Here is a 15,088-nt window from a genome sequence, read left to right on the forward strand (position 1 = left end):
CCACAGAAACCGGAGAGAAGACCATGAAGCGGTTGCTCTGGCTGGGCGTGGGCCTGGCCGTCGGCGCCATCGTCGTCCGCAAGGTCACGAAGAAGGCGAACGAGTTCACCCCCTCGGGCATCGCCACGTCGCTGTCGGAATCGGCTGGCGGCCTGGTGGAGTCCCTGCGTAGCTTCGTGGATGACGTGCGCGAGGGCATGGCCGAGCGCGAGCAGGAGATCCACGCGGCGTTCGCCGCGGGTGAGCTGTACGAGGACAGGTTCGCCGACCTCCGTGACGACGAGGACGGCACACACGGGCGCCACGCCCAGGAGGGTCAGCGATGAAGACGGCGGAGATCAAGCGGCGCTATCTGGCGCATTTCGAGGCCAACGGGCACACGGTCGTGCCGAGTGCCCCGCTGCCCGCCATCGACGACCCGAACCTGCTGTTCATCAACGCCGGCATGGTCCAGTTCGTGCCGTTCTTCCTGGGCCAGCGCACCCCGCCGTACGAGCGGGCGGTCAGCGTGCAGAAGTGCATCCGTACGCCCGACATCGACGAGGTCGGCAAGACCTCGCGGCACGGCACGTTCTTCCAGATGAACGGCAACTTCTCGTTCGGCGACTACTTCAAGGCGGGCGCGATCCCCCTCGCCTGGGAGCTGTGCACCAAGCCGGTCGAGCAGGGCGGCTTCGGCCTCGACCCGGAGCGCATCTGGGCGACGGTCTACCTCGACGACGACGAGGCCATCGACATCTGGCGGCAGACCGGCATGCCCGCCGAGCGGATCGTGCGCCGCGGCAAGAAGGACAACTTCTGGTCGATGGGCATCCCCGGCCCCGCGGGCCCGTGCTCGGAGCTCTACTACGACCGCGGACCGGCGTACGGGCAGGAGGGCGGCCCGGAGGTCGACGAGGACCGCTACCTCGAGTTCTGGAACCTCGTCTTCATGCAGTACGAGATCGCCGACGTGAAGAACAAGGAGGAGTTCCGGATCGTCGGTGACCTGCCGAAGCAGAACATCGACACCGGCATGGGCCTGGAGCGCATCGCGTCGATCCTGCAGGGCGTCGACAACCTGTACGAGATCGATGAGGTCCGGCCGATCCTGGCGCGCGCGGCCGAGCTGACCGGCAAGACGTACGGCGCGCACTCCGGCCACGCGGCCAACCAGTCGCACCCGGACGACGTGCGGCTGCGTGTGATCGCCGACCACGTGCGCACCGCGCTGATGCTCATCGGCGACGGCGTGACGCCCAGCAACGAGGGCCGCGGCTACGTGCTGCGCCGCATCATGCGCCGGGCGATCCGGTCGATGCGGCTGCTGGGCTGGCAGGCGCCCGCGCTGCCCGAGCTGCTGCCGGTGGCGCGCGACTGCATGGCGCCGTCGTACCCGGAGCTCGAGAAGGAGTTCGAGCGGATCTCCACGTACGCGTACGCGGAGGAGGAGGCGTTCCTGTCCACGCTGCGCGCGGGCACGACGATCCTCGACACCGCGATCACCGAGACCAGGTCGAAGGGCGGCAAGGCGCTCTCCGGCGACCAGGCGTTCCAGCTGCACGACACGTACGGCTTCCCGATCGACCTGACCCTGGAGATCGCGCAGGAGCAGGGGCTCAGCGTCGACCAGGAGGGCTTCCGCCGGCTCATGGCGGACCAGCGGGCCCGCGCGAAGGCGGACGCCGCCGCGCGCAAGACGGGTCACGCGGACCTGTCGGCGTACCGCTCGGTGCTCGACGCGGGCGGCCCGGTGGAGTTCACCGGCTACGCCGAGGTCTCCCGGGAGTCGCGGGTCCGGGCGCTGCTCGGCGGCGGCGGCGCGAGCCTCCCGGCGGCCGGCGAGGGCGACTACGTCGAGCTGGTGCTGGACAGTACCCCGTTCTACGCCGAGGGCGGCGGCCAGCAGGCCGACACCGGCCTGATCAACGTGGGCGGCGGCCAGGTCGAGGTCGTCGACGTGCAGCAGCCGCTGCCGGGCCTGATCGTGCACAAGGCGCGGGTGGTGCGCGGCGAGGTGCGCGCGGGCGAGGCGGGCTTCGCCGAGATCGACGTGACCCGGCGCAAGGCGATCTCCCGGTCGCACACCGCGACCCACCTGATCCACCAGACGATGCGCTCGTTCCTGGGCGAGTCGGCGACGCAGGCGGGCTCGCTCAACGCGCCCGGCCGGCTGCGCTTCGACTTCAACACCCCGGGCGCCATGCCGCACAGCGTGTTGCACGACGTCGAGCAGCAGGTCAACGAGGTGCTGCTGCGGGACCTCGAAGTGCACGCGTTCATCACCTCGCAGGAGGAGGCGCGCCGGCTCGGCGCGATGGCCCTGTTCGGGGAGAAGTACGGCGACGAGGTCCGAGTGGTTGAAGTCGGCGACTACGCGCGTGAACTCTGCGGCGGTACGCACGTCGCCCGCTCCGGCCAGCTGGGGCTCGTGAAGATCCTCAACGAGTCGTCGATCGGCTCCGGCGTACGCCGGGTCGAGGCGCTCGTGGGCATCGACGCGTTCGGCTTCCTGGCCAAGGAGCACCTGCTCGTCAGCCGCCTCGCGGAGATGTTCCGGGTGCCGGCCGACCAGGTCGGCGACCGGGTCGAGCAGACCGTCACGGCGCTGCGCGACGCGGAGAAGGAGCTCGAGAAGATGCGCGCGCAGATGGTGCTCGGCGGTGCCGGTGCGCTCGCCGCGCAGGCTCGGGACCTGAGGGGCGTGGCGTTCGTCGGCACCGAGGCACCGGAGGGCGCGGCCACGAACGACGTGCGTACCCTTGCCCAGGAGATCCGCGGCAAGATCGACGCCGGGCGTCCGGCGGTGGTGGCGGTCGCGGCCCGCGCGAACGGCAAGGCGTCACTGATCGTAGCGGTCAACGCGACGGCGAAGGGTCGCGGCCTGTCCGCGGCGGACCTCGTCAAGGGCGCACTGTCCGGGCGGGGCGGCGGCAACGCCGACCTCGCGCAGGGCGGTGGCGTGCCCGCCGACCAGGTTCCCGCGCTGCTGGCCGCGGTGGAGAAGGCGGTCGGCGACGCCGCCTGAGAGGGAGGGTGGGCCGATGAGCGCACTGCCGCGGGGTAGGCGGCTGGGCGTTGATGTCGGTAAGGTGCGCGTCGGGGTCGCACTCAGTGACCCCGACGGGATCCTGGCCACCCCCCTGGTCACGGTGCCCCGTGACATGGCGGCGGCGCCCGACGCCGTCCCCGGCGACATTGCCGAGCTCGTCCGTCTCGTGGGGGAGCACGAGGCGGTGCAGATCGTGGTGGGCCTCCCGGTGCGTCTCAACGGCGCCGAGGGACCTGCCGCCATAGACATCCGTGGGTACGCTGAGCGGCTGGAACGGGCGGTCGGGCCGGTTCCGGTCGTCCTGACGGACGAGAGGATGTCGACCGTTGTCGCGACCCGTAGGCTCGCCGAGCGAGGAGTACGGGGCAAGCGGCAACGGGCGGTCGTCGACCAGGCGGCCGCGGTGGAGATCCTGCAGAGCTGGCTGGACGCACAGCGGAGGCAGACGAGATGATCGACGAGCTGGACCTGGCGTTCGACGAGCAGGCGGAGAAGGGTAAACCCCGGCACCGCCGGGGCCGAGGCGGCGGCAAAGGCGGCAAGGGCAAGTCCGCCGTCGCGTTCCTCATGGTCTTCATCCTGCTCGGCGTTCTCGGTGTCGGTGGTTACCTCGGCTACGAGAAGATCAAAGGCTTCTTCACCGCCGCGGACTACGACGGCTCCGGCACCGACCCGGTGCAGGTGTCGCTCGCCAAGGGCTCGCTGACCGAGATCGGCAACACGCTGGTGGACGCCGACGTGGTCAAGAGCACCGCCGCGTTCACCCAGGCGGCCGAGGACAACCCGCGCGGCAAGAACATCCAGCCGGGCACGTACAACCTGCGCAAGCAGATGTCCGCCAAGGACGCCGTGACGCTGCTGCTCGACCCGAAGGCCCGGGTGAGCAAGGGCGTGACGATCAAGGAGGGCCTGACCGCCCAGGAGATCTACGCGACGCTCTCCAAGGCGACCAAGGTGCCGGTGAAGGACTTCGAGACCGCCGCGAAGGATCCGCAGGCGCTCGGCGTCCCCGACTTCTGGTTCAACCGCCGCGACAACAAGAAGGCGTCCGGCACCATCGAGGGCTTCCTGTTCCCGGACACGTACGAGTTCGACCCGAAGGCCACGGCCGCGGACATGCTGCGGGTGATGGTCGGCAAGTTCATCGACACGACCACGGACATCGGCTTCGTGAAGACCGCCGAGGGCAAGCTGTCGGTGTCGCCGTACGAGGCGCTCATCGTCGCGTCGCTGTCGCAGGCCGAGTCCGGCACCGCCGAGGACCTGCCCAAGGTGGCCCGGGTCGCCTACAACCGGGCGTACAAGAAGAACATGCCGTTGCAGTTCGACGTGACGACCAACTACTGGCTGCAGCTGCAGGACAAGAGCCGCAAGCACTCGGGCAAGATGTCGGACGCCGAGCTGAAGGACCCGAAGAACCCGTACACCACGGAGTTGAAGGTGGGCCTGCCGCTCGGCCCGATCAACAACCCGGGCAAGGCCGCGCTGGAGGCCGCCGTGAAGCCGGCGGTCGGCGACTGGCTGTTCTTCGTCGCGATCGACCCGAAGACGAAGAAGTCGGCGTTCGCGGTGACCAACGCCGAGCACGACGCGAACATCCAGAAGGCGTGCCGGAACGGGGTCCCGCTCTGCTGACGCACGGTTCGGGCCCCCGGCGGGCCGCGGTGTGCGGCAAGCCCATCGGCCATTCGCTGTCGCCGGTCATCCACGCCGCGGGCTTCGCCGCGGCGGGGCTGTACGACTGGTCGTACACCGCCATCGAGTGCGCCGAGGCCGAGCTGCCCCAGCTCGTGGCCGGTCTGGGCGCCGAGTGGGCGGGTCTCTCGCTGACCATGCCGCTCAAGGAGGCGGCCCTGACGCTGGCCGCGGAGGCGTCGCCGGTCGCGCTCGCGACGGGCGCGGCCAACACTCTGGTACGGCGTCTCGACGGCACTTGGCACGCGGACAACACCGACGTACCGGGCATGGTCCGGGTCCTGAACGACGCGGGCCTGCCGACCGGCTCGGGTCCCGCCGTCGCGGTGCTGGGCGGTGGTGGCACGGCCCGCGCCGCCCTGGCAGCGGCCGCCCACCTGGGCGCGACCGAGGTGTCCGTCGTGACCCGCCGCCCCGAGGCCCGGGCGGAGCTCGCCCCGGCCGCCGCGGCGCTCGGCGTGACGATCCGCGGGGTGGACTGGGCGGACGCCGCCACGGTCTTCGCCGCCGACGCCGTCATCTCGACGGTCCCGAAGGGCGCCGCGGACCCTCTCGCCACCCAGGTCACCTGGCGCCCCGGCACGGTCCTCTTCGACGCCATCTACGACCCCTGGCCGACCCCGCTCGCCGAGGCGGCGCAGGCGCACGACGTCCGGGTCGTGTCCGGCCTCGACCTGCTGCTGGCCCAGGCGCTCGGCCAGTTCGAGCAGTTCACCGGCGTCCGGCCGGCCCCCGAGGCGGCGATGCGGGAGGCCCTCGTAGCCGCTGCCGGCGTCCGCTGAGAGGCGCACCCGGCGTCCACGCGCCGGCGTCCGCCGAGCGAGCGGCGGGCGTCCGCTGAGCGGGCAGCGGACGCCGGCAGAGCGGGCCGCCGGCCGGTGGGCGTCCGGCTGGCGGGACGGTGGTGGCCTGGCGGCGGAGCGGGACGCTCGCGTGCCAGACTGTGACCCGTGTTGCGTTGGCTGACCGCAGGTGAATCGCACGGCCCGGCGCTCGTCGCCATGATCGAGGGCGTGCCCGCCGGGGTGCGGGTGACGACCGAGGACATCGGCCGTGACCTGGCGCGCCGCCGGCTCGGCTACGGTCGCGGCGCCCGGATGAAGTTCGAGCAGGACGTCGTCGAGGTGATCGGCGGTATCCGGCACGGCCTCACGATCGGCAGCCCGGTGGCGATCCGTGTCGGCAACTCGGAGTGGCCGAAGTGGGAGACCGTGATGGCCGCCGACCCGGTCGACCCGGAGGAGCTGGCCGCCCAGGCGCGCAACGCCCCGCTGACCCGTCCGCGGCCTGGCCACGCCGACCTGGCCGGCATGCAGAAGTACGGGCACACCGACGCCCGGCCGATCCTCGAGCGCGCCAGCGCCCGGGAGACCGCCGCGCGCGTGGCCGTCGGCGTGGTGGCGAAGGCCCTGGTCAAGCAGGCGCTCGGCATCGACGTGGTGTCGCACGTCATCGAGCTCGGCTCGGTGGCCGCCAAGGCGGGGCTGGTGCCGACGCCGGACGACGCCGAGCGCATCGACGCGGACCCGCTGCGCTGCCTGGACCCGGAGGCGAGCGCGCGGATGGTGGCCGAGGTCGACGCGGCGAAGAAGGACGCGGACACCCTCGGTGGCATCGTCGAGGTGCTGGCCTACGGCGTACCCCCGGGTCTGGGGTCGCATGTGCAGTGGGACCGCAAGCTCGACGCCCGGCTGGCCACCGCCCTGATGTCGATCCAGTCGGTGAAGGGCGTGGAGATCGGCGACGGCTTCACCCAGGCCCGCTCGCGCGGCTCGGTCGCGCACGACGAGATCATCCCGACGCCGGAGGGCGTGCGGCGGGTCACCGACCGGGCCGGCGGCCTCGAGGGTGGCATCACCAACGGCGAACCGCTGCGGGTACGCGCCGCACTGAAGCCGATCTCCTCGCTGAACCGGGCCCTGCAGACCGTCGACGTCGTCACCGGTGAGCCCGCGACCGCCATCAACCAGCGCTCGGACGTGTGCGCGGTGCCGGCGGGCGCGGTGGTCGCCGAGGCGATGGTGGCGCTGGTGCTGGCCGAGGCCGCCACGGAGAAGTTCGGCGGCGACTCGGTGGCGGAGATCCGCCGCAACCTCGCCGGGTACCTCGACTCCCTGCTGATCCGCTGATGGCGCCCGCCGCGGTGTTCGTCGGCCCGCCGGGTGCCGGCAAGACGACGGTCGGGCAGGCCGTGGCCGCGCTGCTCGGCGTGGGGTTCGCCGACACCGACCACCTGGTGGAGGAGAAGGCGGGCAAGCCCATCCCGGAGATCTTCATCGACGACGGCGAGCCGGAGTTCCGCCGCCTCGAGCGGGAGGCGATCGCCGGGTCGCTGACCTCGTTCGGCGGGGTGCTGGCGCTCGGCGGCGGCGCGATCATGGACGAGGGCACCCGGGACGCCCTGCGCGGGCACACGGTCGTGTACCTGTCGGTCGAGCTGTCCGATGCGGTGAAGCGGGTCGGGCTGGGCGCGGGCCGGCCGCTGCTGAGCGTGAACCCGCGGGCGACGCTGAAGTACCTGATGGATCAACGCCGCCCGCTGTACGCCTCGGTCGCCACGCACACCGTGCCGACCGACGGGCGTGCGCCGGAGGAGATCGCCGCGGAGCTAGCCGGCCTGCTCGAGGTGGCCCGCTAGCGCCTCCGGCTCGCTGAGCATCGGCCAGTGCCCGGTCGGCAGGCCGACCACGTCCGCCTCGGTCAGCTCGGCGAAGAACGGGTGCCCGGCCGCTGCCATCTCGCGTACCTGCTCGAGCGGGAACGTGCAGGCGATCAGCGTCGTCGGCAGGTCCTTCGAGGTGGCGTGCTCGCCGAGGGGCTGGCGTACGGACGCGGCCGGGTGCGGGGTGCTGAGCCGCCGGAGCCGGTCGAGCGCCGCGTCGCCGAGTCCCGCGAGCAGCACGGGGTCCGCGCCGGCGTCCCAGTCGCGCGGTGGGACGGCGTTGCCCTCGGCGGTGCCTCCGGAGACGGACAGCTGGGAGGTGCCCTCGGGGAGCGGGCCGCTGTCCACGTACACGATGTGCCTGATCCGGTCGCGGACCCGCAGCGCGGCCGCGCTGACCGGCATGCCGCCGTAGCTGTGCCCGACGAGCACGACGTCGCGCAGATCCTCCGCCTCGATCAGCCGGACCACGTCCTCGGTGTGCAGGTCCAGGTCCGTGCCGGGCCCCAGCAGGTGGGCGCGGTCGGCCACGCCGGTCAGCGTCACCGGGTACACCTCGTGACCCCGGGCGCGCAGCGCGGCCGTCACGTCGCGCCAGGCCCAGGCGCCGATCCACATCCCCGGAACCAGTACGTATGTCGTCATGCGGCCGACGCTACGACCAATACCGGACCGTTCCCGCCCGCATTGGGCGGAGAATGGCCGGCATGCCGCATCCCGCCTCCCGAGTGCTCGCCATGCTGGAGCTCCTCCAGGCCCACCGCCGGATGACCGGCCGCGACCTGGCCGCCCGGCTGGGCGTCGACGAACGCACGGTGCGCCGGTACGCGGCCACGCTCGACGACCTGGGCATCCCGGTGACCGCGGACCGTGGCCGCTACGGCGGCTACCGCCTGTTGCCGGGGTTCAAGCTGCCGCCGCTGATGCTGACCGACGAGGAGGCCGTCGCCGTGGTGCTCGGCCTCGTCGCGGCCGGCCGGCTCGGGCTGACGACCGGCAGTCCCGCCGCGGCCACGGCCGAAGCGAAGATCACCCGGGTGCTGCCCCCGGCCCTGGCCGAGCGCCTCGCCGCTCTGCGCGCCAGCCTGGGCCTCACGCTGAGGGCGCCCCGCGACCCCGCCGCGGACCCGGGGACGGACCTGCTGCTGGCCCTCGGCGCCGCGACCCGTGCCCGGCAGGTGATCGCCCTGACGTACCGGTCCGGCCCCCGCCGCGTGGACCCGTACGGGCTGGTGTTCCACTCCGGACGGTGGTACCTCGTCGCGCATGATCACCACCACGGGGACGTGCGCTCGTTCCGCCTCGACCGGATCGCCGCCGTGGAGCCGGCCGGCGAGTCGTTCGAGGCGCCGCCGGACTTCGACGCCGTCGCGCACGTCACCCGCCAGTGGGCCGGCCTGCCGTGGCGGTGGGAGGTGGAGGTGCTGCTCGAGGCCGAGATCGCCGAGGTGCGGCGGCGGGTGCCGGCGGCGGTCGCCGAGATCACCGAGGACCCGCGCGGCGTGCTGCTGAGGTGCCGTGCGGAGAGCCTGCCCGGCATGGCCCACATGCTGGCGGGGCTGGGCCGGCCGTTCACCGTGCTGCGCCCCGCCGAGCTGAGGACGGCCGTCGCCGAGCACGCGGCCCGGCTCGCCGATTTCGCTAGGCGAGGCGACCTTCCAGGGCCTCGATCCGGCGTACGAGCGGAGCCAGTTCCGCCCGCACGGCCGTGAGCAGGCCCTCCGCCGGCGGTTGTGCCGCCTTGGTGGCGCGCAGGTGGGCGTAGCCGATGAGCGCGGCGGTGACCGCGCGCCGGGTGGAGCGGGCGTCCGCGCCGACGTCCCGCAGCGCGCGCCCGGCGAGGCCGTCGGGCTCGGTGGCGAGGCCGATCAGCAGATGTTCGCAGCCCACGTAGTTGTGCCCCATCCCGACCGCTTCGCTGACGGTGAGCTCGACGGCGTTCGCCGCCGCCGTGCTGAACCGCAACCCGTCCCCGCCGCCCGGCTCGGTGCCGTCGGGAACGGCGAGGGCGGCCGGGTCGATCTCCATCGCGGAGAGCACCTGCAGCCCCAGGTTGGCGCCTTCGGCGAGCATCCCGTGCAGCAGGTGCCCGGTGGTCACGGTCGGCGATCCGGTGGCCCGGGCCCGATCGACGGCCGAGGACACGACCGTGACCGCCCGAGCGGTGAACTGCGGCAGCCGTGCGGCCAACTGGTCCGCGTCCAGTTCGCCCAGCACCGTCTGCCGGACCGCGGTGACGCGGCGTACGGCCTGGTCCAGTGCTCGTTGACAGATGGCGGAGACGGGCAGCCCCGCCTCGCGGACCGCGTCGGCCAGGTCGTCGGGGAGGTACACGTTGATTTTCGGCATGAGCCATGTGTAACCCGCATGGGGTTATCTGTCTATAACCCCATATCCGCGCGACTAGCATCCCCTGCGATGGACGACGTGACCCGAATCCCCGTGGCCGGCGACCGGCCGTACGACGTGCTCGTCGGCCGTGGCCTGCTCGCGGCCCTGCCGGCGCTGACCGACGGCGCCGTGCGTGCCGCGATCCTGCACGCCCCGCCGCTCGAACAGCGCGCCGAGGCCGTGGCCGGCGCGCTGCAGGAGGCCGGCCTGCGCCCGCTGCCGATCGAGGTGCCCGACGCCGAGGCCGGCAAGACCGTCGAGGTCGCCGCGCGCTGCTGGGACGAGCTGGGCGCCGCCGGCTTCACCCGCACGGACGTCGTGGTCGGCGTCGGCGGGGGAGCGGTCACCGACCTGGCCGGCTTCGTGGCCGCCGGCTGGCTGCGCGGGGTGCGCTGGGTGCCGGTGTCGTCGTCGCTGCTCGGCATGGTCGACGCCGCGGTGGGCGGCAAGACCGGCGTCAACACCGCCGCCGGCAAGAACCTGGTCGGCGCCTTCCATCCGCCGGCCGGGGTGCTCTGCGACCTCGACCTGCTCACCTCGCTGCCCGCGGACGACCTGGTCGCCGGGCTCGCCGAGGTGGTCAAGTGCGGTTTCATCGCCGATCCGGTGATCCTCGACCTCGTGGAGGGCGACCCGGCCGCGGCCGTCGACCCCGCGAGCCCGGTGCTGCGCGAGCTGGTGGAGCGGGCGATCCGGGTCAAGGCCGAGGTGGTCGGGGCCGACCTGCGCGAGTCCGGGCTGCGCGAGATCCTCAACTACGGCCACACCCTCGCCCACGCGATCGAGAAGCATGAAAGGTACGCCTGGCGGCACGGTCACGCGGTCGCCGTCGGCCTGGTGTACGCGGCCGAGCTCGCCCGGCTGACCGGTGCGCTGGACGACGCCACGGCCGCCCGGCACCGCGCCGTGACGTCGCTGCTCGGCCTGCCGGCGTCGTACCGGGCGGACGCCTGGCCCGACCTGCTCGCCGCCATGCGCGTCGACAAGAAGGCCCGCGCGGACACCCTGCGGTTCGTGCTGCTCGACGGCCTCGCGAAACCACGGACTGTGGCGATCTCCGACGAGTCCGTGCTCGAGCGCGCGTACGCGGCGGTGGCCTCATGACCCGGGTGTACGTGCTGAACGGGCCCAACCTCGGCCGGCTCGGCACCCGTCAGGTCGACATCTACGGCGTCATCGCGTACGCCGACCTCGTGACGCTGTGCCAGGAGACCGGCAGCGAGCTGGGGCTGGACGTGGTGGTCCGGCAGACCGACGCCGAGCACGAGATGCTCGGCTGGCTGCACGCCGCCGCCGACGAGGAGGCGCCCGTGGTGCTCAACCCGGGCGCGTGGTCGCACTACTCGTACGCGGTCCGCGACGCGTGCGCGATGCTGCGCGCACCGCTGGTCGAGGTGCACATCTCCAACATCCACGCCCGCGAGCAGTTCCGGCACCACTCGGTGGTCTCCGCGGTGGCCACCGGAGTCGTCGCCGGGCTCGGCGTGGACGGCTACCGGCTCGCCCTGCGGCACATCGCGGGACGCCGCTGACCCGATTCGCCGGACCGCGTGTCACGCCGGTAAACTCCACCGGTCACCTCCACGCATCGAAACACTCATCGCATCGAACAACAAGGCAGGACATGGCTTCCACCAACGACCTGAAGAACGGCCTGGTGCTCAACCTCGACGGCGAGCTGTGGGCCGTGGTCGAGTTCCAGCACGTCAAGCCGGGTAAGGGTGGGGCGTTCGTGCGCACCACGCTCAAGAACGTGCTCTCCGGCAAGGTCGTGGACAAGACCTTCAACGCCGGCACCAAGGTCGACACGGCGACGGTCGACAAGCGCACGATGCAGTACCTGTACCAGGACGGCGAGGACTTCGTCTTCATGGACCTGGACACGTTCGACCAGATCACCGTCCCTGGCGGCACGGTCGGCGAGGCGGCCAACTATCTGCTGCCCGAGGCCGAGGCCACAGTCGCGACCCACGAGGGCGTGCCGCTCTACATCGAGCTGCCCACCAGCGTCTTCCTCGAGGTGACCTACACCGAGCCGGGCCTGCAGGGCGACCGCTCGACCGGCGGCACGAAGCCCGCCACCGTCGAGACCGGCGCGACCGTGCAGGTGCCGCTGTTCATCACCACCGGCGAGAAGATCAAGGTCGACACCCGCGACGGCCGTTACCTCGGCCGCAGCTGATGGCGGAAGGCCCCAAGACGCAGATGCCTGCGCGCCGCAAGGCGCGCAAGCGTGCGCTCGACGTCCTCTACGAGGCCGACCTGCGCGACCTGCCGCCGAACCAGGTGATGGCCACCTACCTGGAGCGGATCGCCAAGCCCCACCCCGAACACCTGGACTACACGACCGGCCTGGTGGAGGGCGTCGCCAAGCACCTCGACCGGATCGACGAGCTGATCGCCAGCTACGCCGAGGGCTGGACCATCGACCGCATGCCGGTGGTGGACCGCAACCTCGCCCGCATCGCGGTGTACGAGCTGCTCTACGAGCCGGACATCGACGACCCGGTGGCGATCACCGAGGCGGTCGAGCTGGCGAAGCAGATGTCCACGGACGACAGCCCGCGCTTCCTGAACGGCATCCTCGGCCGCATCGCCGAGTTCGCCACCCGCTGAGCCGGGCGCGGCGACGCTCGTCACGCTGTGCGCGGCGGCCTCCTGCGCGCTGCTGATGGCGGCCGGTTCCCGGTCACGGTCACTGACCGCTAGGTCGGCCGTCGTGACCGGCCGCGGGCGCCAGCGGCCGCTGCGCAGGGTCCGCGAGACCTCATCGACCAGCGCATATGTCATCGCAGCCCGGTCACGAACCGCCACCGCCGTGCCCGCAACGCTGCGGCCCGTGACCGTCGCCCACACCCGGAAAAGACAAAGAGGGACCCGCGAATGCGGGTCCCTCTCGCGCGTGCGGTGCGGATCAGCTGGCGAAGAAGGCGCGCGGGTCGGCGACGAGCACGCCGGCCTCCGTCAGACGCTCGATCAGGCCCGACGGCGAGATGTCGTACACGATGGCGAGCGCGCGCAGGTCGTCCGCGCGGATCGAGAGCACGCGACCGTTGTAGTCACCGCGCTGCTGCTGGATGGCCCGGGCGTAGCGCGCGACGTAGGCCAGGTCCTCGCCGGCCGCGTCGTACAGCTTCTCCAGGTCCAGCACGATCTTGTTGGTGGCCTCGAGCCGGACGCCGCTGCCGTCGGGCAACAGCTCCGAGACGGGAACCCGGTAGAAGTCGGCCAGTTCGGCGAGGCGCGAGACGGTGACAGCTCGGTCGCCACGCTCGTACGAGCCCACCACGACGGCCTTCCACCGGCCGTTCGACTTCTCTTCCACGCCCTGCAGGGACAGGCCCTGCTGCTGGCGGATGGAACGCAGGCGGGCGCCCAGCGACTTGGCGTACTCAGACGGCATTCGGACACTCCAGTACTGTGCTGGCCCGGAGGGTTCTTCCTCCGGATCGCTACGCTGCGTGACGGTACGGAGTTTGCCAGCCCTGGTCAAGTGTCGGTTACCGATGAGTCGCCGAGCCGGGGACTGAGTTGCCCGCATTCGTCCGTCTGGTCCGTGGGTAGGCCACGTCACCATGGTCATCGCCTCGCTCACTGGTAACGTAGCGTCAGCCATCGGGCCGCCCCTGGCCGGGGTGCCCGCTGAGCACCGAAAAGACGTCCTTTAACGACCCGTCCCGTGAGGCGGGGAAGGAGGTCCGCCGTGGCATACCCACGCGCCGACACAGGCAGCGCCACCAAGATCATTCTTTCCGGGTCCGACCTGCAACGGGTCGTCGACCGGATCGCGCACCAGATCCTCGAGAAGACGTCCGGCGCCACCGGCACCGTCCTGCTCGGCATCCCGACCCGCGGCGTCCCGCTGGCGCGCCGCCTCGCCTCCCGGATCCACGCCTTCGAGGGCATCGACATCCCGGTCGGCGCGCTGGACATCACGCTCTACCGCGACGACCTGCGGCTGCACGCGACGCGCGCGCTGGGCAAGACCGACATCCCCGGCGACGGGCTCGACGGGCGCCGCGTCATCCTCGTCGACGACGTGCTCTTCTCCGGGCGCACGGTGCGGGCCGCACTCGACGCGCTCAGCGACGTCGGCCGGCCCAGTTCGGTGCAGCTCGCCGTACTGGTCGACCGTGGCCACCGCGAGCTGCCCATCCGCGCCGACTACGTGGGCAAGAACATCCCGACCGCGCTCGCCGAGAAGGTGAAGGTGTCGCTGGCCGAGACCGACAACGGCGTCGACGAGGTCAAGCTGTACGGAGGAGCCGCATGATCAAGCACCTGAGGTCCGCCGCGGACGTGGACGCGGACACCGCCACGCTGATCCTCGACACCGCCGCGGAGATGGCCGCCCTGGCCGGTCGCGAGGTCAAGAAGCTGCCCACCCTGCGCGGGCGTACGGTCGTCAACCTCTTCTACGAGGACTCCACCCGGACCCGGATCTCGTTCGAGGCCGCGGCCAAGCGGCTCTCCGCCGACGTCATCAACTTCTCGGCGAAGGGCTCCAGCGTCTCGAAGGGCGAGAGCCTCAAGGACACGGCGCTGACCCTGCAGGCGATGGGCGCCGACGCGGTCGTGATCCGGCACCCCGCCTCGGGCGCGCCGCACCGGCTCGCGTCCTGGGTGGACGGTTCGGTGATCAACGCCGGCGACGGCACCCACGAGCACCCCACGCAGGCGCTGCTGGACGCGTACACGATGCGGTCGCGGCTCGGACGCATCGACGGCCTGAAGGTCGCGATCGTGGGTGACGTCCTGCACAGCCGGGTCGCCCGCTCGAACGTCCTGCTGCTCACGACGCTGGGCGCCCGGGTCACGCTGGTGGGCCCGCCGACGCTGATCCCGGTCGACATCGCGGCCGCCCTCTCGCCCGGCACTGAGCTTGCCCGCAGCGGAAAACCGACAGTAACCCGGACAGGAGTGTCGTACGACCTCGATAGCGTCCTGCCCGCAACGGACGTCGTCATGATGCTGCGGGTGCAGACCGAGCGGATGCAGGACTCGTATTTCCCCTCCGCCCGTGAATACAGCCGCCGCTACGGGCTCGACGCCCCGCGCATGAGGAAGCTGCCGGAGCACGCGATCGTCATGCACCCCGGTCCGATGAACCGGGGCATGGAGATCGCGCCCGAGGTGGCCGACTCGTCCCGCTCCACGATCGTCGAACAGGTCGCCAACGGCGTCAGCGCCCGGATGGCCGTTCTCTACCTCTTGCTGGGAGGCAAGGCATGACCGCCTGCACCGAGCGTCGCCCGGCGTGCGCCGGCGACCGCCGTGACCGTGAGGGCCAGAAGGCCATGCGAAAGGTG

General features: G+C 71.9%; 17 protein-coding genes. 14 read left to right on the forward strand and 3 right to left on the reverse strand.

The window, feature by feature from the left end; genetic code table 11:
- The first annotated feature begins 23 nt into the window (after window positions 1-23).
- The 7 genes from COUCH_RS13325 (at window position 24) to COUCH_RS13355 (ending at window position 7,364) form a co-directional block, all read left to right on the forward strand.
- Window positions 24-326, forward strand: coding sequence for a hypothetical protein (locus tag COUCH_RS13325; protein ID WP_249612393.1), 303 nt, complete (start codon window positions 24-26; stop codon window positions 324-326).
- Window positions 323-3,007: an alanine--tRNA ligase gene (alaS, locus tag COUCH_RS13330; RefSeq protein WP_249612394.1), complete on the forward strand. Its 2,685-nt coding sequence runs from the start codon at window positions 323-325 to the stop codon at window positions 3,005-3,007. Before COUCH_RS13325 ends, alaS begins: the two co-directional genes overlap by 4 nt.
- 16 nt (window positions 3,008-3,023) lie before the next feature.
- Window positions 3,024-3,485, forward strand: a complete 462-nt coding sequence (ruvX, locus tag COUCH_RS13335) for a Holliday junction resolvase RuvX (protein ID WP_199513525.1) — start codon at window positions 3,024-3,026, stop codon at window positions 3,483-3,485.
- Window positions 3,482-4,666, forward strand: a complete 1,185-nt coding sequence (gene mltG / locus COUCH_RS13340; protein ID WP_249612395.1) for an endolytic transglycosylase MltG — start codon at window positions 3,482-3,484, stop codon at window positions 4,664-4,666. Before ruvX ends, mltG begins: the two co-directional genes overlap by 4 nt.
- Entirely contained in the window at window positions 4,663-5,508 is an 846-nt protein-coding gene (locus COUCH_RS13345) for a shikimate dehydrogenase (protein WP_430640978.1), read from the forward strand. Before mltG ends, COUCH_RS13345 begins: the two co-directional genes overlap by 4 nt.
- A gap of 168 nt (window positions 5,509-5,676) precedes the next feature.
- On the forward strand, window positions 5,677-6,855 hold the full coding sequence (gene aroC / locus COUCH_RS13350; RefSeq protein ID WP_249612396.1) for a chorismate synthase: 1,179 nt from the start codon (window positions 5,677-5,679) through the stop codon (window positions 6,853-6,855).
- Window positions 6,855-7,364: a shikimate kinase gene (locus COUCH_RS13355; RefSeq protein ID WP_249612397.1), complete on the forward strand. Its 510-nt coding sequence runs from the start codon at window positions 6,855-6,857 to the stop codon at window positions 7,362-7,364. Before aroC ends, COUCH_RS13355 begins: the two co-directional genes overlap by 1 nt.
- On the opposite strand, the gene COUCH_RS13360 is transcribed toward COUCH_RS13355, so the two are convergent.
- Window positions 7,335-8,033 carry an alpha/beta fold hydrolase gene (locus COUCH_RS13360; protein WP_249612398.1) on the reverse strand — a complete coding sequence of 233 codons (699 nt, stop codon included), beginning with the start codon at window positions 8,031-8,033 and terminating at the stop codon, window positions 7,335-7,337. The two genes, COUCH_RS13355 and COUCH_RS13360, sit on opposite strands and share 30 nt — an antisense overlap.
- Window positions 8,034-8,095: 62 nt before the next feature.
- Here COUCH_RS13360 and COUCH_RS13365 point away from each other — a divergent pair, with 62 nt between their 5' ends.
- The gene (locus tag COUCH_RS13365; RefSeq protein ID WP_249612399.1) at window positions 8,096-9,100 is read left to right on the forward strand and encodes a helix-turn-helix transcriptional regulator; all 1,005 of its coding nucleotides are present in this window, start codon (window positions 8,096-8,098) and stop codon (window positions 9,098-9,100) included.
- Here COUCH_RS13365 and COUCH_RS13370 read toward each other — a convergent pair.
- The gene (locus COUCH_RS13370) at window positions 9,030-9,737 is read right to left on the reverse strand and encodes a Clp protease N-terminal domain-containing protein (RefSeq protein WP_249612400.1); all 708 of its coding nucleotides are present in this window, start codon (window positions 9,735-9,737) and stop codon (window positions 9,030-9,032) included. The genes COUCH_RS13365 and COUCH_RS13370 overlap by 71 nt on opposite strands.
- Before the next feature lie 69 nt (window positions 9,738-9,806).
- On the opposite strand from COUCH_RS13370, the gene aroB reads away from it, so the two are divergent.
- The 4 genes from aroB to nusB all read left to right on the forward strand — a co-directional run bounded on the left by aroB (window position 9,807) and on the right by nusB (window position 12,395).
- Window positions 9,807-10,883, forward strand: a complete 1,077-nt coding sequence (aroB, locus tag COUCH_RS13375; RefSeq protein ID WP_249612401.1) for a 3-dehydroquinate synthase — start codon at window positions 9,807-9,809, stop codon at window positions 10,881-10,883.
- Complete coding sequence (aroQ, locus tag COUCH_RS13380; protein ID WP_249612402.1) at window positions 10,880-11,311, forward strand: type II 3-dehydroquinate dehydratase; 432 nt, start codon at window positions 10,880-10,882, stop codon at window positions 11,309-11,311. Before aroB ends, aroQ begins: the two co-directional genes overlap by 4 nt.
- Window positions 11,312-11,403: 92 nt before the next feature.
- Window positions 11,404-11,961 (forward strand): elongation factor P, encoded by a 558-nt coding sequence (gene efp / locus COUCH_RS13385; RefSeq protein WP_249612403.1) that lies wholly within the window; start codon window positions 11,404-11,406, stop codon window positions 11,959-11,961.
- A gap of 23 nt (window positions 11,962-11,984) precedes the next feature.
- Window positions 11,985-12,395, forward strand: a complete 411-nt coding sequence (nusB, locus tag COUCH_RS13390) for a transcription antitermination factor NusB (RefSeq protein ID WP_249613690.1) — start codon at window positions 11,985-11,987, stop codon at window positions 12,393-12,395.
- A 298-nt stretch (window positions 12,396-12,693) separates the two neighbouring features.
- Here the strand turns inward: nusB and COUCH_RS13395 are convergent, their stop codons facing one another.
- Window positions 12,694-13,182 (reverse strand): transcriptional regulator BldD, encoded by a 489-nt coding sequence (locus COUCH_RS13395; RefSeq protein ID WP_071807762.1) that lies wholly within the window; start codon window positions 13,180-13,182, stop codon window positions 12,694-12,696.
- Window positions 13,183-13,482: 300 nt separating this feature from the next.
- Here COUCH_RS13395 and pyrR point away from each other — a divergent pair, with 300 nt between their 5' ends.
- On the forward strand, window positions 13,483-14,052 hold the full coding sequence (gene pyrR, locus COUCH_RS13400; RefSeq protein ID WP_249612404.1) for a bifunctional pyr operon transcriptional regulator/uracil phosphoribosyltransferase PyrR: 570 nt from the start codon (window positions 13,483-13,485) through the stop codon (window positions 14,050-14,052).
- On the forward strand, window positions 14,049-15,011 hold the full coding sequence (locus COUCH_RS13405; RefSeq protein WP_249612405.1) for an aspartate carbamoyltransferase catalytic subunit: 963 nt from the start codon (window positions 14,049-14,051) through the stop codon (window positions 15,009-15,011). The genes pyrR and COUCH_RS13405 overlap by 4 nt, the downstream gene beginning before the upstream one ends.
- The last annotated feature ends 77 nt before the right edge of the window (window positions 15,012-15,088 follow it).

The sequence above is a fragment of the Couchioplanes caeruleus genome (assembly GCF_023499255.1).
Taxonomy (GTDB): domain Bacteria; phylum Actinomycetota; class Actinomycetes; order Mycobacteriales; family Micromonosporaceae; genus Actinoplanes; species Actinoplanes caeruleus_A.

What these genes read in the sequence shown, in the direction of transcription:
- COUCH_RS13325 (WP_249612393.1), top strand. Translation starts at nt 24, where the DNA reads ATGAAGCGGTTGCTCTGGCTGGGCGTGGGCCTGGCCGTCGGCGCCATC.
- alaS (WP_249612394.1), top strand. Translation starts at nt 323, where the DNA reads ATGAAGACGGCGGAGATCAAGCGGCGCTATCTGGCGCATTTCGAGGCC.
- ruvX (WP_199513525.1), top strand. Translation starts at nt 3,024, where the DNA reads ATGAGCGCACTGCCGCGGGGTAGGCGGCTGGGCGTTGATGTCGGTAAG.
- mltG (WP_249612395.1), top strand. Translation starts at nt 3,482, where the DNA reads ATGATCGACGAGCTGGACCTGGCGTTCGACGAGCAGGCGGAGAAGGGT.
- COUCH_RS13355 (WP_249612397.1), top strand. Translation starts at nt 6,855, where the DNA reads ATGGCGCCCGCCGCGGTGTTCGTCGGCCCGCCGGGTGCCGGCAAGACG.
- COUCH_RS13360 (WP_249612398.1), bottom strand. Translation starts at nt 8,033, where the DNA reads ATGACGACATACGTACTGGTTCCGGGGATGTGGATCGGCGCCTGGGCC.
- COUCH_RS13365 (WP_249612399.1), top strand. Translation starts at nt 8,096, where the DNA reads ATGCCGCATCCCGCCTCCCGAGTGCTCGCCATGCTGGAGCTCCTCCAG.
- COUCH_RS13370 (WP_249612400.1), bottom strand. Translation starts at nt 9,737, where the DNA reads ATGCCGAAAATCAACGTGTACCTCCCCGACGACCTGGCCGACGCGGTC.
- aroB (WP_249612401.1), top strand. Translation starts at nt 9,807, where the DNA reads ATGGACGACGTGACCCGAATCCCCGTGGCCGGCGACCGGCCGTACGAC.
- aroQ (WP_249612402.1), top strand. Translation starts at nt 10,880, where the DNA reads ATGACCCGGGTGTACGTGCTGAACGGGCCCAACCTCGGCCGGCTCGGC.
- efp (WP_249612403.1), top strand. Translation starts at nt 11,404, where the DNA reads ATGGCTTCCACCAACGACCTGAAGAACGGCCTGGTGCTCAACCTCGAC.
- nusB (WP_249613690.1), top strand. Translation starts at nt 11,985, where the DNA reads ATGCCTGCGCGCCGCAAGGCGCGCAAGCGTGCGCTCGACGTCCTCTAC.
- COUCH_RS13395 (WP_071807762.1), bottom strand. Translation starts at nt 13,182, where the DNA reads ATGCCGTCTGAGTACGCCAAGTCGCTGGGCGCCCGCCTGCGTTCCATC.
- COUCH_RS13405 (WP_249612405.1), top strand. Translation starts at nt 14,049, where the DNA reads ATGATCAAGCACCTGAGGTCCGCCGCGGACGTGGACGCGGACACCGCC.